General features: G+C 40.7%; 19 protein-coding genes and 4 tRNA genes. 5 read left to right on the top strand and 18 right to left on the bottom strand.

Annotated elements, in window-relative coordinates; translation table 11 throughout:
- Positions 1 to 25: 25 nt before the first annotated feature.
- From ACYVD3_RS15680 to ACYVD3_RS15710, 7 genes are all read right to left on the bottom strand, one after another.
- Positions 26 to 853 (bottom strand): hypothetical protein, encoded by an 828-nt coding sequence (locus ACYVD3_RS15680; RefSeq protein ID WP_460643421.1) that lies wholly within the window; start codon positions 851 to 853, stop codon positions 26 to 28.
- A 57-nt stretch (positions 854 to 910) separates the two neighbouring features.
- Positions 911 to 2,542: a hypothetical protein gene (locus ACYVD3_RS15685; RefSeq protein ID WP_460643422.1), complete on the bottom strand. Its 1,632-nt coding sequence runs from the start codon at positions 2,540 to 2,542 to the stop codon at positions 911 to 913.
- Between the two features lie 191 nt (positions 2,543 to 2,733).
- The gene (locus ACYVD3_RS15690; protein ID WP_460643423.1) at positions 2,734 to 3,252 is read right to left on the bottom strand and encodes a hypothetical protein; all 519 of its coding nucleotides are present in this window, start codon (positions 3,250 to 3,252) and stop codon (positions 2,734 to 2,736) included.
- Positions 3,253 to 3,427: 175 nt separating this feature from the next.
- Positions 3,428 to 4,153, bottom strand: a complete 726-nt coding sequence (locus ACYVD3_RS15695) for a LytR/AlgR family response regulator transcription factor (RefSeq protein ID WP_460643424.1) — start codon at positions 4,151 to 4,153, stop codon at positions 3,428 to 3,430.
- An 880-nt stretch (positions 4,154 to 5,033) separates the two neighbouring features.
- Positions 5,034 to 6,176 (bottom strand): hypothetical protein, encoded by a 1,143-nt coding sequence (locus ACYVD3_RS15700; protein ID WP_460643425.1) that lies wholly within the window; start codon positions 6,174 to 6,176, stop codon positions 5,034 to 5,036.
- Positions 6,177 to 6,303: 127 nt separating this feature from the next.
- Positions 6,304 to 6,387: transfer RNA gene (locus tag ACYVD3_RS15705), tRNA-Leu, on the bottom strand.
- 52 nt (positions 6,388 to 6,439) lie between these two features.
- A tRNA-Leu gene (locus ACYVD3_RS15710) sits at positions 6,440 to 6,523 on the bottom strand.
- Between the two features lie 158 nt (positions 6,524 to 6,681).
- Between ACYVD3_RS15710 and ACYVD3_RS15715 the strand changes: the two genes are divergently transcribed.
- Positions 6,682 to 6,765: transfer RNA gene (locus ACYVD3_RS15715), tRNA-Leu, on the top strand.
- Between the two features lie 132 nt (positions 6,766 to 6,897).
- Here the strand turns inward: ACYVD3_RS15715 and ACYVD3_RS15720 are convergent.
- On the bottom strand, positions 6,898 to 7,176 hold the full coding sequence (locus ACYVD3_RS15720) for a hypothetical protein (RefSeq protein ID WP_460643553.1): 279 nt from the start codon (positions 7,174 to 7,176) through the stop codon (positions 6,898 to 6,900).
- On the opposite strand from ACYVD3_RS15720, the gene ACYVD3_RS15725 reads away from it, so the two are divergent.
- The 4 genes from ACYVD3_RS15725 to ACYVD3_RS15740 all read left to right on the top strand — a co-directional run bounded on the left by ACYVD3_RS15725 (position 7,081) and on the right by ACYVD3_RS15740 (position 8,177).
- A complete protein-coding gene (locus tag ACYVD3_RS15725) occupies positions 7,081 to 7,335 on the top strand; it encodes a DUF5688 family protein (protein ID WP_460643426.1) in 255 nt (84 codons plus the stop codon). The two genes, ACYVD3_RS15720 and ACYVD3_RS15725, sit on opposite strands and share 96 nt — an antisense overlap.
- A gap of 155 nt (positions 7,336 to 7,490) precedes the next feature.
- Positions 7,491 to 7,706, top strand: a complete 216-nt coding sequence (locus tag ACYVD3_RS15730; protein WP_460643427.1) for a hypothetical protein — start codon at positions 7,491 to 7,493, stop codon at positions 7,704 to 7,706.
- Complete coding sequence (locus tag ACYVD3_RS15735) at positions 7,696 to 7,944, top strand: DUF3990 domain-containing protein (RefSeq protein WP_460643428.1); 249 nt, start codon at positions 7,696 to 7,698, stop codon at positions 7,942 to 7,944. Before ACYVD3_RS15730 ends, ACYVD3_RS15735 begins: the two co-directional genes overlap by 11 nt.
- A gap of 160 nt (positions 7,945 to 8,104) precedes the next feature.
- Positions 8,105 to 8,177: transfer RNA gene (locus ACYVD3_RS15740), tRNA-Asn, on the top strand.
- 121 nt (positions 8,178 to 8,298) lie between these two features.
- Here the strand turns inward: ACYVD3_RS15740 and ACYVD3_RS15745 are convergent.
- The 10 genes from ACYVD3_RS15745 to ACYVD3_RS15790 form a co-directional block, all read right to left on the bottom strand.
- The gene (locus ACYVD3_RS15745) at positions 8,299 to 8,430 is read right to left on the bottom strand and encodes a hypothetical protein (RefSeq protein ID WP_460643429.1); all 132 of its coding nucleotides are present in this window, start codon (positions 8,428 to 8,430) and stop codon (positions 8,299 to 8,301) included.
- Positions 8,431 to 8,476: 46 nt separating this feature from the next.
- Positions 8,477 to 9,298 carry a Cof-type HAD-IIB family hydrolase gene (locus ACYVD3_RS15750; protein WP_460643430.1) on the bottom strand — a complete coding sequence of 274 codons (822 nt, stop codon included), beginning with the start codon at positions 9,296 to 9,298 and terminating at the stop codon, positions 8,477 to 8,479.
- Positions 9,299 to 9,492: 194 nt separating this feature from the next.
- Complete coding sequence (locus ACYVD3_RS15755) at positions 9,493 to 9,900, bottom strand: PTS sugar transporter subunit IIA (protein ID WP_460643431.1); 408 nt, start codon at positions 9,898 to 9,900, stop codon at positions 9,493 to 9,495.
- Between the two features lie 9 nt (positions 9,901 to 9,909).
- Positions 9,910 to 10,737 carry a PTS system mannose/fructose/sorbose family transporter subunit IID gene (locus ACYVD3_RS15760; RefSeq protein WP_460643432.1) on the bottom strand — a complete coding sequence of 276 codons (828 nt, stop codon included), beginning with the start codon at positions 10,735 to 10,737 and terminating at the stop codon, positions 9,910 to 9,912.
- Positions 10,734 to 11,501, bottom strand: coding sequence for a PTS mannose/fructose/sorbose/N-acetylgalactosamine transporter subunit IIC (locus tag ACYVD3_RS15765; RefSeq protein ID WP_460643433.1), 768 nt, complete (start codon positions 11,499 to 11,501; stop codon positions 10,734 to 10,736). The genes ACYVD3_RS15760 and ACYVD3_RS15765 overlap by 4 nt, the downstream gene beginning before the upstream one ends.
- 18 nt (positions 11,502 to 11,519) lie before the next feature.
- Positions 11,520 to 11,972: a PTS sugar transporter subunit IIB gene (locus ACYVD3_RS15770; RefSeq protein ID WP_460643434.1), complete on the bottom strand. Its 453-nt coding sequence runs from the start codon at positions 11,970 to 11,972 to the stop codon at positions 11,520 to 11,522.
- A 104-nt stretch (positions 11,973 to 12,076) separates the two neighbouring features.
- Positions 12,077 to 12,868: an N-acetylmannosamine-6-phosphate 2-epimerase gene (locus ACYVD3_RS15775; RefSeq protein WP_460643435.1), complete on the bottom strand. Its 792-nt coding sequence runs from the start codon at positions 12,866 to 12,868 to the stop codon at positions 12,077 to 12,079.
- A 223-nt stretch (positions 12,869 to 13,091) separates the two neighbouring features.
- Positions 13,092 to 13,853 carry a DeoR/GlpR family DNA-binding transcription regulator gene (locus ACYVD3_RS15780; RefSeq protein WP_460643436.1) on the bottom strand — a complete coding sequence of 254 codons (762 nt, stop codon included), beginning with the start codon at positions 13,851 to 13,853 and terminating at the stop codon, positions 13,092 to 13,094.
- A 166-nt stretch (positions 13,854 to 14,019) separates the two neighbouring features.
- Positions 14,020 to 14,922, bottom strand: a complete 903-nt coding sequence (locus ACYVD3_RS15785) for a glycyl-radical enzyme activating protein (RefSeq protein ID WP_460643437.1) — start codon at positions 14,920 to 14,922, stop codon at positions 14,020 to 14,022.
- Positions 14,915 to 17,182 carry a pyruvate formate lyase family protein gene (locus ACYVD3_RS15790; protein ID WP_460643438.1) on the bottom strand — a complete coding sequence of 756 codons (2,268 nt, stop codon included), beginning with the start codon at positions 17,180 to 17,182 and terminating at the stop codon, positions 14,915 to 14,917. The genes ACYVD3_RS15785 and ACYVD3_RS15790 overlap by 8 nt, the downstream gene beginning before the upstream one ends.
- Positions 17,183 to 17,267: the final 85 nt, after the last annotated feature.

The raw sequence follows: 17,267 nt of genomic DNA on the forward strand, positions 1-17,267 counted from the left end.
GTTTATATGCTTTCCTTAAATTTTATTAAGGCTGAAGATAAGTCCCGTTTGGTGCAGTGTTAACATCACTCTGCATCTCTGTACTGATTGTCCATACGATGTTACCAATCTTTGCAGACTCTTCTACCTGCGTATACTGGCCCTTTTTTCCACCTACAAGTACATCAAACTTTGCATGATGAGTCTCTCCTACAATTGCATAATTATCACTATCTACGTTAGAGTAGCTTAAATCACCTAATGGGTCTGTGTTAGGTGCTGCCAGGCTAATACCGGTACCAGCCATCTGAAGTCCACCGTTTGCCACTGTATCAAGCTTATTGCCATCAATGCTTATATTGTACTTCTTAAAATCATTTAATGTGGTGTTGTTACTGGTTGTATGGGTCCAGTATTTTCTGGATGCGTCATCCCCTTCATTCTTGATGTTTCCATTAATCTTAACTGCCAGACCTTCTCTTTTGTTTGAAGCATTCTTGAAGGTAGAATAGTTAGTAAATGGCAGTTTTCCTTCAACGGCAAGATTTCCTTCTGTTTGCAGGTTATAAACTGCACCTTGCCCGCCTACTGACGGAGTAGTTACGTCTACCTTTACATTTGGAAGATAAATGTCTCCGTTGGTACTGGTCACAGGATTGCTATCACTTACCGTAGTAGTACCTTTTACTACGAATGCAAACAGAGTCGGTACTTCTACTTTTACCTTTGCATCCTTATCCTCGATAATAATACCTGCCAATACATCAGTGCCGGTTGATGAAGGAACAGATCCTCCCGGATCAGCCATTGCCGGTATCACCATGTTTGTTACCATCACGCCTGCTAATAATGCTGTTATGAGTCTCTTTTTCATCTTTTTTCTCTCCTTTTTGATAATTAAAATTAATGATAAAAGGTACAATAACCCTTTCTATCCAATAGTGATCATTGGAAAGTCCACCTGATTCTCAGGCCTTTCCTGATTGTTTATTGATCTGCTGTCATCAGCCTGCCAGTAAACCTGATTCCTGACCGAAAAATCCGGCGGTGTACAAAGAAACACCTTTACCTGAAAAGTTAATTCTCTTTCTTCTCCCGGAAGGATACTCTCCAGCATCCAGGTTATATACTGCCGTCCATCGACAACACCATAGATACCGTCGTCTTCCGCAGAAACAAAACTGGTATGCTCCGGAAGATAATCGCGGATACGCACATCCTTAATCTCTTCTTTACTGTCATTGCGAAGCACCATTCTATATGTAAGTATCTCATCGGGAAGTACCCGGGACTGCATTCCATGGCTGGCAGCAACTTCTGCACCAAAGGAAATGTTGATATCCAATACTTTATCTGATTCCCCGGCATTTCCTGCTGATTGCTCATTTTGTGAATTCTGTTCCTGGGTCTGAGATTCTACTGGCTGGGGATCCGTTGCTGTCTCAATCTCTGTTGGACTCTCCGGAATCGTCTCAGGATTTGTTGTTGTTTCTTTCGCTAAAGTGGTTGTTCCTCTATTTGAACTTGAATCCCCTCCTGAGCCATAATCTTTTGTGGGATTATGTGTCTCTGGCGGTGTTTCCTTCGCAGTTGTCTCCTGGGGACTGCTTTCCTCCACAGTTGTTTCTGCCTCTGTTGTCTCCTGGGGACTACTTTCCTTCGCAGTTGTTTCTGCCTCTGTTGTCTCTTGCGGACTACTTTCCTTCGCAGTTGTTTCTGCCTCTGTTGTCTCTTGCGGACTACTTTCCTCCGCAGTTGTTTCTGCTTCTGTTGTCTCTTGCGGACTGCTTTCCTCCGCAGTCGTTTCTTCCGGTTCTGTCGTAGTTTCGTTCTCAGGTACAAGCACCGCCGGAATCGGTTCTTCATATCCAGGTAAATCAAATACAATGGAGGTCGGTTCGTCTACCGAAACAAATCCACAATCATACCAATATGTAATCGTAATATTTGAATACAAGTTTATTTCTTCTGTAAACTCGGTATAGAGGATGACATCGCTGTTCTCAGTGTAACAAAGCATCGCATCTCCAACATGGACTCCGCCGCTTAGTACTAACTCTTCCCAGAATTCACTGTCCAGGGAAAGTCCTTCGATCCGTCCCAGATTCCATGTCACACTGTCTCCGGCACCCAATCCATAAGCTTGTGGATATATGGTCACTTTTAACTGGTGTTTAACAGCAGTATTCGGTTTGATTTTCTGATTTTCATTTAAGGTAATATTCCAATTATCACTGTCAACAATAGCAATTCCATTTAACGAAACCTGAAACCATGTGGGAATAATTGCATTCTCATTGTCCGCTTCCTGCTGCAGCAGTTCCTGCAAACTCAGATGGTCCGATAATCCTCCAGATAACGGCGCCGCCAATGATTTCGACGCTTTTGAAGACGTTGCCATTGTTCTGGCTCTTTCTCCCTTTGCTTTTACACCAAACGAACTTTCAATGTGCCTCGTCTCTGCAAAAGAGGCTAACGAAACAGCAGCTATTAAGGTTACTATCAAACCCGCACTTGCATACAGCTTAACAAGCTTTCCAATTCTTTTCCGGTTTTTATCCATATCTTCACCTGTGTTTTGCATGATTAACAATGGGCTACTACGATACCCTCTCTGCCTTCTTCTTTCACAACATCGCCTAAACCGTCCAGATCTTTGACTTTTCGGTTACTGCCTGCAATGATGCATGCAGCAGCCGGAATGCTGCATGCTAAAATTATCAGTTCAATAATATTACTGACTGTTATAAGTCATCACCTCCTCTTAAGTGCTTTGGCGCGTTCTCTTTTGTACCAGTTTAAAACCAAACTATTGTACCAAAGGGCTGCTATCGTACACCCCCAGACGCCTCCAACGGATGCCGATAACACAAAATCCATGGGATTGATACCAGGCTCCTCTTCCTGAGTGGAATCAGAATTCGGAGGTGGCGGATCAATTCTGACTGTCCGTACTTCATCCCGATGGCATCCCTGACACTCTCTCCGCTCAATTCTTATTCCTGATTCCGGTCTTTCTTCTACCACTTTCCAGTTTCCGTAATGATGACCGGTCGCCGGCAGATATTCTATGTAAGTATATCCACACAAGGTACATACATTTTCAACTTGACCTTCTGACTCTTCTGAGTTCAGTATTAAAATATGGCTTTCAAATTCATGCTGCTTGCCGCCGGTGCAGGCAGGATGCGTATCAGCATTCCCAACTCCACAACATAGGATAGTTAACAACAGCGTACATAGCAACATAAGAAGCTTTTTCCTTAATTGCAATTACCTGCCCCCCTATCCTATCTTTTTAATAACCTGATCGTTGTAAAAATTCCATCTGCATATAGATTTTGGTTATTTCCTTTGTTTTGACTAACAATTCCTTTCAACATTACTTTACCCCATTTTTTCCAATTTGTATTGATTCGTGGATAAACAGCAGTCTTTTTGATCCAAACTACACCACTGTTCCCGCTTCAGCATATGCTTCCATTTCCCGCTTCAATTCTGAGTAATAGTATCTCCCTACCGGCAGCACCTCTCCCGTATCCAATATTATTTCTTTAAATGAAATAGTTCTGATATGAGATATTGCCGCCACATAAGACTTATGAACTCTTACAAAACCGTAATCCTTTAACCTTAATTCAATTTTTCCAATGGTCGAATAGAAACTAAACTGGTCACTACCGTAATAAACGGTCACAATCCGTTTTAGGACTTCAAAGTAATGAATCTTTTTAATCTCAATCTTTCGGAATTCACCAGCACCTGTACACATAATGTATTCCGTTTGCTTTTCTTGTACTGATTTTACTGCCAGCATAAAAATATCTTCGAATTTTTCTATCGTTGTTTCGCCTTTTACAACATAATGCAATGCCCTAACATCAAATGCCGTAGTGTAAAAATCTTTAGAAACTGTAAAAAACACAATTTCACTGATACACCCCTGGCTTCTCAGCTTTCTGGCGACCTCATCCCCCTGCATCCCATTCATTCTCATATCCAGATAAATAATGTCTGGATAACTCTTGAGACTCTGCAAATGGAACAGCAGCTCTTCACCTTTGTGATATAATGAAAATCCCACATCGACTTGATGAATTGACGCCAACAGTTCTAATTGCTTTTTACATTGTTCCAGTTCTTGTTTATTGTCATCACAAATTGCGATAATCACGATTTATCCTCCTCTTTATGTCAAGCAGAATTTATAGTATTTGCATTTAGTTTTCCTGCAATCTGTTGGTCTAAAATATGCCTTTATTCGTTTACACACACTTAATAAGGCAACAGTTATTCTATCATATAGGTAGTGACTTGGATCCACTGGATTCTATGAACGTATGACTTCTTTATAAAAGATGATCCAAATTGCATAATCCATTGTTGTCTAAATCTCACCGCATTTTTTCCAAATCAAGATATTAGACTTTTCTTGCTAAGTATTATATAAAACTTGGCTATCTTGGAAGCACATGTATTAAATTTGAGTTTATATGTATTAAATTTAGCAGTTACAAAGATTAAAAAAACCATAATTTGGGAATACGGACTGAAATGTAAAATAAGCTGCAATTTTTGCAGACGAAGTGGCTGAAATATAAAGTAAGCTGCAATTTTTGTAAACGAAATGCAACAAATAGAATAGAGCATCAAAATCTGTAAATGAAAAGGCTGTATTATCCATTGCTCAAATGAGAAAACGGAGTTTGACATGCGCCATCAACGATTGCGGTCCCAGGCCAGTTTCTCTGCAAGGATCAAGTAATGGGATTCTTTCCAAAACAAAGATGTACTTAATGCCCTTGAAGGCAGAATCACTTTACATCTTTCAGCCAATTCCCCTTCCCTCATACCCTGTTTAAAAGCATCTTTGTGAAACAGAAAAAGCGGCTGTATTTCTTCAATTACGAAGAACGCAGCCGCTAAAAAATCACGTGATCAGGGATTTGCTTTTATTCTGTTATTTGTTAATCATATCTCAGCAAAAATTCTTCCGTTTTCTGGCGAGAAACAAGGTATGTCCACGAAAATACAAAATATCATGTGTCATTAGGTCAAAAGTCCCTGATCTCATCAAACCATTTTTTCCCTGTTTTCTGCGATATTCCCAAAACAGAAGATTCTATCAATTGGCTCACAGCAGTGCCTGCATCTTCCCTTTCGCTTGTTTCAATGTCTGTTAATTGATTGATAACTTCTATGAACCTAATAATTGCTTCATGGACTTCACTTTCTGTTTTTGATTTCTTTATCTCTTTCAAACAAGCTTTGTATGCTTTTGTTGCAATTTTTGCGTTCTTGTCTTCCCATCCCGAAAACGGAATACCATATTCGGTAGTAAACCATATTGTTTTCCGTAATTTGGATACGCTTGAATAATCCAACTCCTTTTCTTTCAACAATTCGTTAAGTTCCGCCTTCAATACCTTTCCTGCTGTTTCTTCAATATTCCAACCGATAAAACTTTTTAAATTTTTCCAGTTCATCAGTTTCGGCATATTGGTTAAGTTGGGAACAAATCTTAATCCGATTCTTTCAAGGTGCTTCAATTCTGTTAATGATTCCAAATTAGCCAAGTTTCCTGTGAGATTCAGACTTGTAAGATTTTGAAATTGCAACAAACTTTTGCAGTCGAAAGCCATCCCCATGGGTGAACTGTTTATATCAACAGAAGCCGCTTTTTCCAATGCTTTGTATACAGGCAATTGGCAGAGTCGGGTTTCTGCTTGTGAGCAAAGAGGCGAAAAATATAAATATGGAATGGTGGTGCATTTTTTTATATCAATATTTTTAAGATTGCCCGAAAGAGAAAGCAATCGTATTTTATCACCTGTTGAAACTTCAATTTTGTTTTTTTCTGTATGAATAAAAATTTTATTAATGTTTGCTTTCGTCAAATCAACAGAAGCATTTTCTTGTGGCCACCAGTGAAAATCTTCAATTGGCCGTTTAGAAGACCAATCAATAAAACCTTTATCATTGCCTGAATAATAGAAAAATCTTGGCCAATCACCATAAGGGAGGTATTCAGCGAATGCATCCCAGTTAATTAGGCTGTCTTTTTCTACCCAAACATCATATTTTCCTTTAGATATTCCTTTTGTTCCAATGGAAAAGCTCCCCTGTCCTGTAGGGATATTTACCTTATGACTTTTTTCTCCTGTTAACGAAATGTGCATTGGTTTATTCCCACTCACCTTGATTCCTCTTTTCCTTAACTTCTTCAACGCTTCTTCTTCAAATTTAAGTTTTCTACATGATATCATATAAATAAAAACAAGTCGAATTTTTTCGAATTCGACTTGTTTTTATAAACTTTTTTACTGCGGGAGATGGGACTTGAACCCACACGATCATACAACCACAAGATCCTTAGTCTTGCCTGTCTGCCAATTCCAGCACTCCCGCATGTCATATAAGAAATAAAAAACCATACATTTATGACTATTTGTATAGCTCATGCAGAAGAAGGGACTTGAACCCTCAAGGTATTGCTACCACACGGACCTGAACCGTGCGCGTCTGCCAATTCCGCCACTTCTGCATTTCGTTGTTATCTCTCGCAACAACAATAGTTATTATAGTATACAAGCTCCTATCTGTCAACAATATTTCTCCAGATTTTTCAAATATTTTTTTTGTATATATTTTTCATAAAATATTGACAATTTCACCCAGGGATGCTAAAATAAGGTTCGTTGTGCGGGAGTGCTGGAATTGGCAGACAGGCAAGACTAAGGATCTTGTGGTTGTATGATCGTGTGGGTTCAAGTCCCATCTCCCGCATTAATGTATGTAAGGCTCAACCCTTTATTATATAAGGGGTTAAGCCTTTTTTTGCTGTTATAATTTGGGCCCTGAAGTTGATTGACATTTTAGCAGAATTTAAAATTGACAGCAATTTGGCAGCAACAAAAGTCAACCACATTGGAGAATTCTGAGGCCATCTGATATCTCGATAAATGCTCTTATCTGTAAGTTATTATTATTTAAGAGCAAATTATCCCCTGCGTTTTTATCATTAGTACATTCCTCTATGGCGCTTAACTGAATTCCATAATAAACTCTGCCGTTACGATTTTTGTTTTCGGATGTTATGATATGTCTTCTTATATAGAAATTATTATCAGCGTAATTCATTTCAAAAATTTTATTTCTGAAAATTGTGATCTCATAATATTGCCATCTTCTGTCCATGAAGTTTTACTGCTCCCCATTGATAATGATATAGATTTTCGGGAGTTTCAGGAATTGGTTAAATATGTAAACCAGGCGGAAGTGGCGGTTGAAGACAGATTATCCGACAATGTATATCTATATAATCGCAGTATAAAGAAGCTACGCATAGCCATATAATACATATATATATATTTAATGAATTGAATTATGGCTTCAAACCATGTATAATATTCGTAGAATGTACAATATAAACCAAGCATCCACCCGCTGTTATGGAACAAAACGACAAAAACGATTTTTGATTTATAAAGAAGTGAAAGGGGGTTCAATATATGGCCGGTGATAAGAGAATTAATAATAATATCTATCTCATGCACACAATCACTCAAAACTACATGAAACGCCATCACAGTTCTGTACAGGATTTCCTGGAATTAAACAATAAAAAGAAAATTCTGAATTATATAGCAGAATGCCCAGATATATTTGATGGACTTCCTATGGAAGAAATGCAGCGTGAATTGGAGGAATATATTAATGCCAATTAAATTGTATCATGGCACCCCATATACATTAGCAACGATAAATCTGGAAGCAGGACGAGGATATAAAGATTTCGGGAAAGGTTTTTATCTTGCTTTTGGAAAACAGCAGGCCATTGGCATGATGAATAAAAAATATCGGGAATCATCAAGAAAATCTCCCGACAATCTGTCCTGGATTAAGAAAAATCTTTATTCATTCGATTTTAAAAAGGAACTTAAACGTATAAGGGCATTCTGTTGAATGAGTAAGAAAGAAAAACATATAGAAATATAAATTCCTAAGACTAAGGATCTTGTGTCTGTATAGACGTGTGGGTTCAAGTCCCATCTCCCGCACTTTTTTAATTTCTTCATTTTTCCTATTGACATATTTCTCTTTTTGGGTATAATAAGTCATGTATTCCTCGATAGCTCAGTCGGTAGAGCAAACGGCTGTTAACCGTTGGGTCGTAGGTTCAAGTCCTACTCGGGGAGTTTTTTTATGCCAAAAATCATATTCCATAGGTAATTATATATAAAAGGATGCAGCAGAATCAATATCCTCAAATTAATTCCACAACATCCAAAATGTTTTTATTTCAGACTTTCTTATTTTTCAATCCTGATCCGGTACCATCCGGCGGCGATCTGGAATTTCATTCTGTTTTAACATATCATTGATGATTTCATAATTAATATCCATTTTATTATTAAAACCAGTTTCAGCTAACAGAAGTTCCCCATGCAAACGTCATGATCTCCCAAACTAAGGGACATGTTATGCAGAACCGGCATCAATTCAACTCTTTTATAACAGCAAGAACCCCTTCGTGATCATTATCCAGTGTTACAAATACTGCACTTTCTTTTACCTCCTTCGGCGCATTTCCCATGGCATAGCTATATTTCACAGCCTTTAGCATGTCGATATCATTATGCCCGTCACCGAATGCCATGGCTTCCTCCAGGGAAATTCCCCGATAATTGCATAAGTAGCTTATTCCCGCTGATTTCTTTACACTTCCATGCATAACTTCCAGATAATTTTCATTAGACAGAGCAATCGATAATTCCGGATAATCCTTTCTTAACCAGATTTCCACATTATGTATTTCCTCCGCCTCCCCCATCAATAGAAACTTGTGGATTCCTCTTTCCTTCACAAACTCTTTTTTTATATCCCCTTCTGCTGCATTCAACCCAGTGATCTTTTCCTCTCTCCGGACCCATGGATTACCGGCATTGTCTACAATCCATTTTTCATAGCCATAAGTATTGCAGCATATCTGTGGAAATTCCCTTTCCAATACTTCTTTAATTGTTAATGCCTTATCCAGCTCCAGAAGACAGCTATACAATATTCTTCTGTTTGCATCATGGATCAACCCCCCGCTATAGCTAATAATAGGGCTATGATTGCCGATCTGACGCTGAATACTCACCACTCCTTCCGGCATTCTTGCTGAAACCAAAACAAACGGTATCCCTTTTTGTTCCAGCTCTATGATCTTATTGCGAGTTCCATCAGTTACCTGATGGCTGCTGTCAAGTAACGTTCCATCTATATCACTAAAAATCATTTTCACTCTGCAAGGCATATTGTTTTCTGTTATCATCTACGACTCTCCCATTTTTTTATCTGCTTATGCTCATTCCGCTTTTTCTCCCGGTATAGAGCATATGATTCCAAGTCCCCTTGACATCCCAGACCATTGTAACACTGAAACTAACGAAATCTGCTCCAACCCCATATTTTTTACTACAAGAACGGACTAGCGAAATTTCAATCCGCAGTCCGTTCTCTTGCCGCTTACTCTTCCATCAATTTTTCCACAATATTTACTACGCCTTCCGAGCCGGCGGACCGGATATATCCAGTAAATTCTTCAACAGAAGAATAAATCTCCCTTTCCGTCAAAGCCGTTATCAGCATTGGAAGATTGACTCCGGCCACCGCCTGCAGATCATATCCCTCCGCAATCAGATGCACAATCGCATTGGAAGGCGAACCGCCAAATAAGTCAACCAGCACCAGACATGGCAGGTCATTTTTAAATTCCTCCAGCTTGCTTTTTAACGTACCGATCAGGTTTTCAAGAGACTGGTCCGGACGGAATGGCAGGTACGAAAAATTTTCCTGTTCTCCAATCACCATTTTAACCGTCTGATACATCCCTTCGGCCATCTCCCCATGGGTCATCGTTAAAATATTAACCATAGCTCCTCCTTATAAAATGTGCAGAAGCGAACCGGCTGCTCCGATTATAATTAAAATCATCAAAAGCTTTATTACTGACATATTCTTTTTATCATGTAAGTACCAGATAGCCATGACTACTATAAAGGGAAGCAGACCAGGCATTAAACCATTTAAAATTGTCTGCAGTTGTGTAGTGCTCTCTCCATTTGTCCATGAAATCGGTGTGGACAGGGATACGAATTGGGCGGACAATCCGCCTACTACCGTAAGTCCAAGAATGGAAAGAAACGACGTTGCTTTCGCGATCATAGCCGGGGAGAAGATCTCGGAATCCATGATTTTTAAGCCTTCCCGGAATCCGAACTGGACACCCCACATGGAAAATCCCAACGTAACAGCCGACCAAAGCACCATGAAAATAATGGGGCCGAGAACATTCCCTTCCAGTGCCAGCCCCATGCCAAAGCTTAACAAAAGCGCATTACCCGTGCTGGCAAAAAGGGAATCTCCTAATGCAGCCATCGGTCCCATGAGACCGGATTTGATCGCATTAAAGACATCATCCGGAATATCTTCGCCCTTTGCCCTTTGAACCTCCATAGCAGCAACAGCACCGATCAATGGGGTACCAATTGTGGGTTCCGTATTAAAAAACGACATATGGCGGCTTAATGCGGCTCCCAGTTCCTCTTTATTTTTGCATATCTTTTTCAGAACAGGCACCATACTCCAGGCAAACGCCACATTCTGCATACGTTCCCAGTTCCATGCAGATGTGTTGGACAGCAGCCACCGGATCCCTACTTTATATATATCCTTTTTCGTCACTTCCATATTATCATGATTTCCGCTCATCTGTAAACCTCCTCTTGATTTGCCTTGCCCAACATGCTGATCATAGCCAGGGCAGCTCCAATTAACGCCACTGTAAAGATAGGCAGTCCCAGTGCTGCAATCAGTATAAAACCAAGTATGAAATATCCCAGAAGGGATGGGGTTGACAGGAGCATTTTAAGAAGAACAGCCATACCTAATGCAGGAAGCATCCCACCGATGACAGTGATGGCCTTTGTAAGCCACTCCGGTATGAGCTGAACAATATTCTGGGCAGCAGAGGCTCCAAAGTACAATACTAAAAATACCGGTACAAAACGAAGTACAAAAGCAATCATTTGAGGCAGTCCCAGAGTCATGAAAGTGAGCTTTGCCACATTGCCCTCCGCCGCATATTTATCTGTTTTATGTACCAGAAAGGAATTGATGGTGGCAAACAACTGCCATACAAATGTCCCGACCAGCCCCAGAGGAACAGCTATGGACACGGCCATTTCTGCGGATACCCCCGTAGATAGGGCGAGAGCAGTACCCACATATCCAGCAATATTGATATCAGATGCCATTGCTCCTCCCGGAGTTACGGCGCCGATATACAATGCATTGATGGTAGCTCCGATAATGATGCCGTTTTTCACATCCCCCATTATAAGGCCTACGATCAATCCTGCCACAAGAGGCTTCCCAAACACATGATAGGAAATACCCTGTCCTCCCAGCCACGGAGTCGCAATCCAGGCCAAATAGGCAAAAAGCGCAATAAGAACTGCTTGCAATAATGTCATAATCTCTCCTCCTTATCCTCAGAACCGGTTTTCCGGCTGTCCGGGTACTGTCTGCATGAAAATTTCCACATTTTTGTAATCCTTTAACCCACATATGGCTGCATAATTCTCTTCATCCAAATGAACGGTCTGGGCGAACTTCTTTCTTCCCTCTGCCATACCCACATTCCCAACATTTAAGGTCCACTTATAATCGGGATTTGCATCTATGATCCGCTTTGCAGTCACCGGCGCTTTTGTGATAACCATTACATCATTTTCATCGTACTTTGACAGGACCTTCAGCCCATCCTCTACGGTTGCTACAACCAGTTCTACATTCCTTGGAGTTGCCATTTTCAAGGCTTTTGTAATAATTATATTGGTTGCCGCCGTATCATCAACCGCAATAATCACCTTTGCTTTTAGCTGCTTCAACCACGCTGTTACTACCTGTCCATGCACCAAACGGTCGTCTACTCTTAAAAACATATTCCCTCCTATACATTTACAATGTTTTTTAGTTGCAATACTTTATAAGAAACGATTTGTTCCCCCATAATCTCCACTGCCGCAAAGCTTTATGTTTTCTGTGTCTATTTCACAGATTCCAGCCCGGCTGTCATAACGTGCTGCAATATATGCTTGCTTCTTTCTGCTTCCCTCCAGTTATCCTGGTAACCGCCCAATAAATCCACGAAACGCTTTGCTGTAAGATGAGGCCTGGTGATGGCGCTTCCTACCACTACCGTGTGGGCTCCCAGGAATATGCATTTCATCGCATCTTCCGGGGTATAGATATGACCTTCCATAACCATGTACGCATCATTTCCAAAATCCCTGCACATTCTTGCAAATTCTCTTAAATCAGGCAATTCAATATCTTTTGTTGCTGCCGTATATCCATAAAGCGTAGGCCCCACTATATCTGCGCCCATTTCAACCGCGCGTTTTGCCTCATCATATGTAGAGATATCTGCAAAGGTCATTGCTTCCGGAATTGCCTCCTTTACCTTTGGAAGCAGCTCAAAAGCAACCGTCTTTTCGTGAGTGATCTGTTCCGTACAATCCATGGCAATTATATCAGCCCCTGCCTCCCATACCTCCTTTGCCGCTTCCAGGGTTGGTGTAATAAACACATCCGTATCATCGTGCCAGATCTTATACAGGCCGATAATAGGAAGGTTCACCGCTGCCCGGATCGCCCGGATCTGTTCCGGTGAATTAGCTCTGATTCCCACTGCTCCCGCCCATTCAGCGGCTTGTGCCATCTTTACCACAATATCATCGCTGTAAATAGGATCATCGTGCTGTACCTGACAAGATACAATTAACCCATCTTTGAATGATTCAAGAATCTTTCTTTTCTTTGGGTCCTGCGTCTTCATTATGAATCCTCCTCGCTTTTTGATTTCCTTCTATGATAAACACATTATAACACAACTCATATTCAATCTCAATCATTTTTTATCATTTTTTATCTTTTATTGCAACACAAATCTTTCTTTTATCATTTTTTATCATTTGTATAATAAAAAAAATCATGCCATATATAATGATTATCGTCTGACATGATTTTTCCATTCATTGTGTACACTTCTTAATAAGTTTTTATACAAATCTGACGTTATCCGGATAATCACGGTCTTCCTCATCCGCACTTTTATCACAGATTATACTGGTAAAAAGAGATGTTTCAGCCAGTTTTAAATAATTTCTTCTCCCGATCTTACTGTGATCTACCAGGAGATAGGATTCATATGCATTTTCCAAAGCAATCCTTTTCATGAGAAGACTCTCCATCTCCGTAGTGTATACCATTTCCTGGGAAAAATCCACGCCGGAGCATCCCAGAAATGCCTTGTTAAAATAAAACTGCTTTAGCACATCCTGGGCAACAGGGCCTACGTTCATGCTATAATACGGGCGGTGCTGCCCGCCTACCACGAATATCTCAGCAACCGGATTGTGAATGCCGCAGATCAGTAGTTCATTGTATGTCACTATTTTAATTTTTCTTTTCTCAAGTATCCGCATAAGAGGAACCATGGAAGTCCCTGCATCCAGGAATACACTGTCCTCATCCTGAACAAATTGGGCTGCAAATTCGGCAATCCGTTCCTTTTCCTTTTTATGAAGCATTTTCTTTTCTTTCATTGTAAGCTCTGCTCCATCCGGAGGCATTTCCTGATCAATATCCAGAGTAGCTCCGCCCAGGACCCTTTTCAGCTTGCCCTCTGCTTCTAATTTTTCAAAATCACGGCGGGCTGTAATCTCTGATATTTTTAATTCTTTTGCTATCTCTTTTAAATTAATAATGCCTTTTTCACTTAACTGCTGCATAATATATCGTTTACGTTCTATTGCAATCACAGGTAACACCTCCTCATACCTTAATCCTGTTTTTAATATTTTATCATAAAATATCTTTTTTGAACATATTTCTTCGAATATTTTTAAATTTTGTAACAAAACGTCTCAAAATCCGCCATCAAGACAAAAAGGACCCAAAATCCCGGTCCTTCCTGTCCAGCCATATCTATGCTCCGATTTTAGATTCCAATCCAAGCTTCAGTGCGTATTGATGATATTCTTCCAGGTCTTCTTCATAGATCATTTTTTCAGCCATAGGGTAAACCCTTCCCATTTTCTCATACTTCGCTTTTCCAAGGGTATGATAAGGAAGAAGATTTACTTTTTTTACTCCTAATTGCTGCAGATATCTCAAAGTCTTTTTTATCAGCTCTGAATCAAAGTTAAAGCCTGGAATAACGGGCATGCGCACATTGACCTTATCCCCATCCTTTTCTATCAGATATTTCAGATTTTCTTTTATTTGCTGTCCATTTCCTCCTGTGACCTCTTTTAACACTTTGTCATCCAAATGCTTAAAATCATATAGAAAATGGTCAATATACGGTTCAGCCGTTTTTAAAGTCTTTAAAGGATAATTTCCAGTGGTTTCCACTGCTGTGTTCAATCCTCTTTCCCGGCTCGCCTTGAGGATCGCAAGGAGTCCCTCCAACTGTACAAAAGGTTCTCCGCCGCTGACCGTGATCCCTCCGCCTTCAGAATTATCATAATAATCCTTATCCTTCATCACTTCTTCCATAATGAAGTCCAGCTCCATCTCTTTTCCATGGAATTCAATGGCATTATACAGGCAACTCTTCTCACAGGCCAGACAATCCGTGCATAAGTTTCTATCATAATGAAAATTCCCATTTTCATCAAAGGAAATGGACTTGCTCTCACAGACATTTTCACACATGCGGCATCCCATACACTTTGACTTATTGTACAACAGCTCCGGATAAAGAGTCTGGGTTTCAGGATTGGCACACCATGGGCAATACAGGGAACAGCCCTTTAAGAAAATAGTGGTGCGGATTCCCGGCCCGTCGTGAGTCGCAAAGCGTTCAATATGGGTCACCTTAATCATACAAAGCCCTGCTCAGCAACTCTTCCTGGATATCCTTTGTCAGGTTTACAAAAACTGCGCTGTAACCGGCCACCCGCACAATCAAATCCGGATAGTTCTGGGGATTCTTCCGGGCCTCCTCAAGAACGCCCCGGTCCACAACGGTCACCATGAGCTGGCAGCCTCCTTTCTTAAAATATGTATCAAACATCATCCTTATTTTTTTTCTGTCCTTATTAAACATCCCAGGCGTAAATTTCATATTCTGTACGCTTCCTCCGTGATATTTTGCCTTGAATTTCGCCAGAGAATTCAGGCAGGCGGTAGGCCCGTTCTTTGCCGCTCCGCCCTGGGGATTATTGGCCGGATTTAAGTAAACTCCCGTTTTCCTTCCATCCAGGCTGGCAAAGGTCTGATGTCCCCAGTCCGTATTTGTCTGATTGTTTGAAATGACGATCAGAAAATAACCCATGCTCCAGTCGATGCCGCGCTGGCGGACACCTTTTGCTACAAATTCATACAGGTCATTTGCCAGTTCATCACATTCCGTCTTATCATTTCCATATTTATCCTGATCCAATAAGTCTTTTCGGATCCGCTCATATCCTTCAAAATCAGCAAGCTGTGCCTGGTGCAGTTCACTGAGGCTGTACTTTCCATCTATATATACCAGCTTTTTGATCGCCCAAAGCGCATCGCTGGAATTGATATTTCCGTATGTTTCATTGGTTCCGCCAAGGATTTCCACCCCGCCCTCCAACACTGCCTTCCCTCGGTTGATGCAATCATCCATTAAAATGGAAGTGAACAAAAAGGAGACTTTTTCATTCATAATTTCATAAGAACGGCATTGGCCCTGTACGCTTAAATCAAAGTAATAATCCAGCAGTTCCTTGTATTTTCCATACAGTTCCTCAAAGGTTTTAAATTCAGAACAGTCGGGAATCTCCACAGGTCCGCTTTTCCTTTTCCCATCCATGGGATCCAGTCCGCCGTTTAAAGTGATATTCAGGATTTTCAAAAGATTCAGCAGGATATTGGGAGTTCCTACACTCTTTCCCTGAATAACGAATTCACCGCATCCAAAAGGTACGTACTGTTCTGCAATTTCCCGTTCCACACCCATGGAATATATTACAGCGGGAACATTCACATCATCGTTGTATAAGGTCGGATATGTAGCACCGCTTCCGATGCAGTCATAAGCCATGTCCATAATATCTTCCGGAGTATCCTTGCAAAAGCGCAGGGTAAACTGAGGCTCCACATAACGAGTCTCCTTGCATACTCTCATACAAATACGGGCAAAAGTGTCTGCTTCTTTCGGATATTCCCGCCCTGTGCCGCCTACAATAATCCGTCCATTAACCGTGGTACGCCTGTTTTCAATCATTTTCCATAAGGATTTTAAGTATCGGCAGGCTTCTTCCTCATCAATGGTTCCGCAATCTAAATCATGTTGCAAAAATGGGCCTAATACGTCATCCAGCCGCCCATAATTAATAACTCCGGCACAAAGAGCATAAATCCAGAAGAGCTGCAAAGCCTGATGAAAGGTAGAAGGTTTGTTCTCTTTAATATAATATAAATCTGCCTCCATCAGTTCCAGATCTTTCAAACGGGAGGTTTCTGCATTGGCTCCTGCCTCTTTCACCAGCTCAATCTGCCGGTCAATTACCGACTGCAAAAGACAGATACTTTCATAACTGCATTCCAGAAATTCATTCTGTTCTCTTGAACGGATCAGCTCCTTTAAGCCCTCCAATCCATACTTCATCAGCTTTTTATAGTTAAGCATCATCCCTGATAATCTGGCTGTCGCCATCAGGGGATAAGAACAGTCAATAAATCTTCCGATGGTGTCCTCTGTAAGCACATCCTGGCAGTAAATTGTCTTGGTGTCATGGTCCTGCCAGTAATCATAGAGAGCATCCGCTCTTTCTTTTTCTTCTATTGATAATAATTCCTTAAATGCCCTCAGCTTGTGGAATACACAATAATGGCCAACGCCGCCAATACTTGTAACGCTGCCAAAGCCGATTGGCAGGAAATCAAGCCTGCCTGCCAACAGATCATCACATTCTATAGAGCGGAACAGTACCGGAAAAATCGTCTTTAGGCAATTAATTTCTCTTCTCGCCTTATCCATTCCCTTACTGTCCTTATGTGCCTTTGTATACGCTTCCATGATAGCAAGCTGCTCCTGGGGTGTTTTTTCACTGGGAATCGGTTTTGATACCTCTACATTCTGTGCACCGTCAATGTTAATTTTCTTTTTCACTCCAGCGCCTCCTTCTCTGCTTAATATGACCTTGAAAATGCCGCTTGTGTTCTATGGCTTTAATATAACACCCTATTTTTTCAAA

The sequence above is a fragment of the Lacrimispora brassicae genome (genome assembly GCF_054772055.1).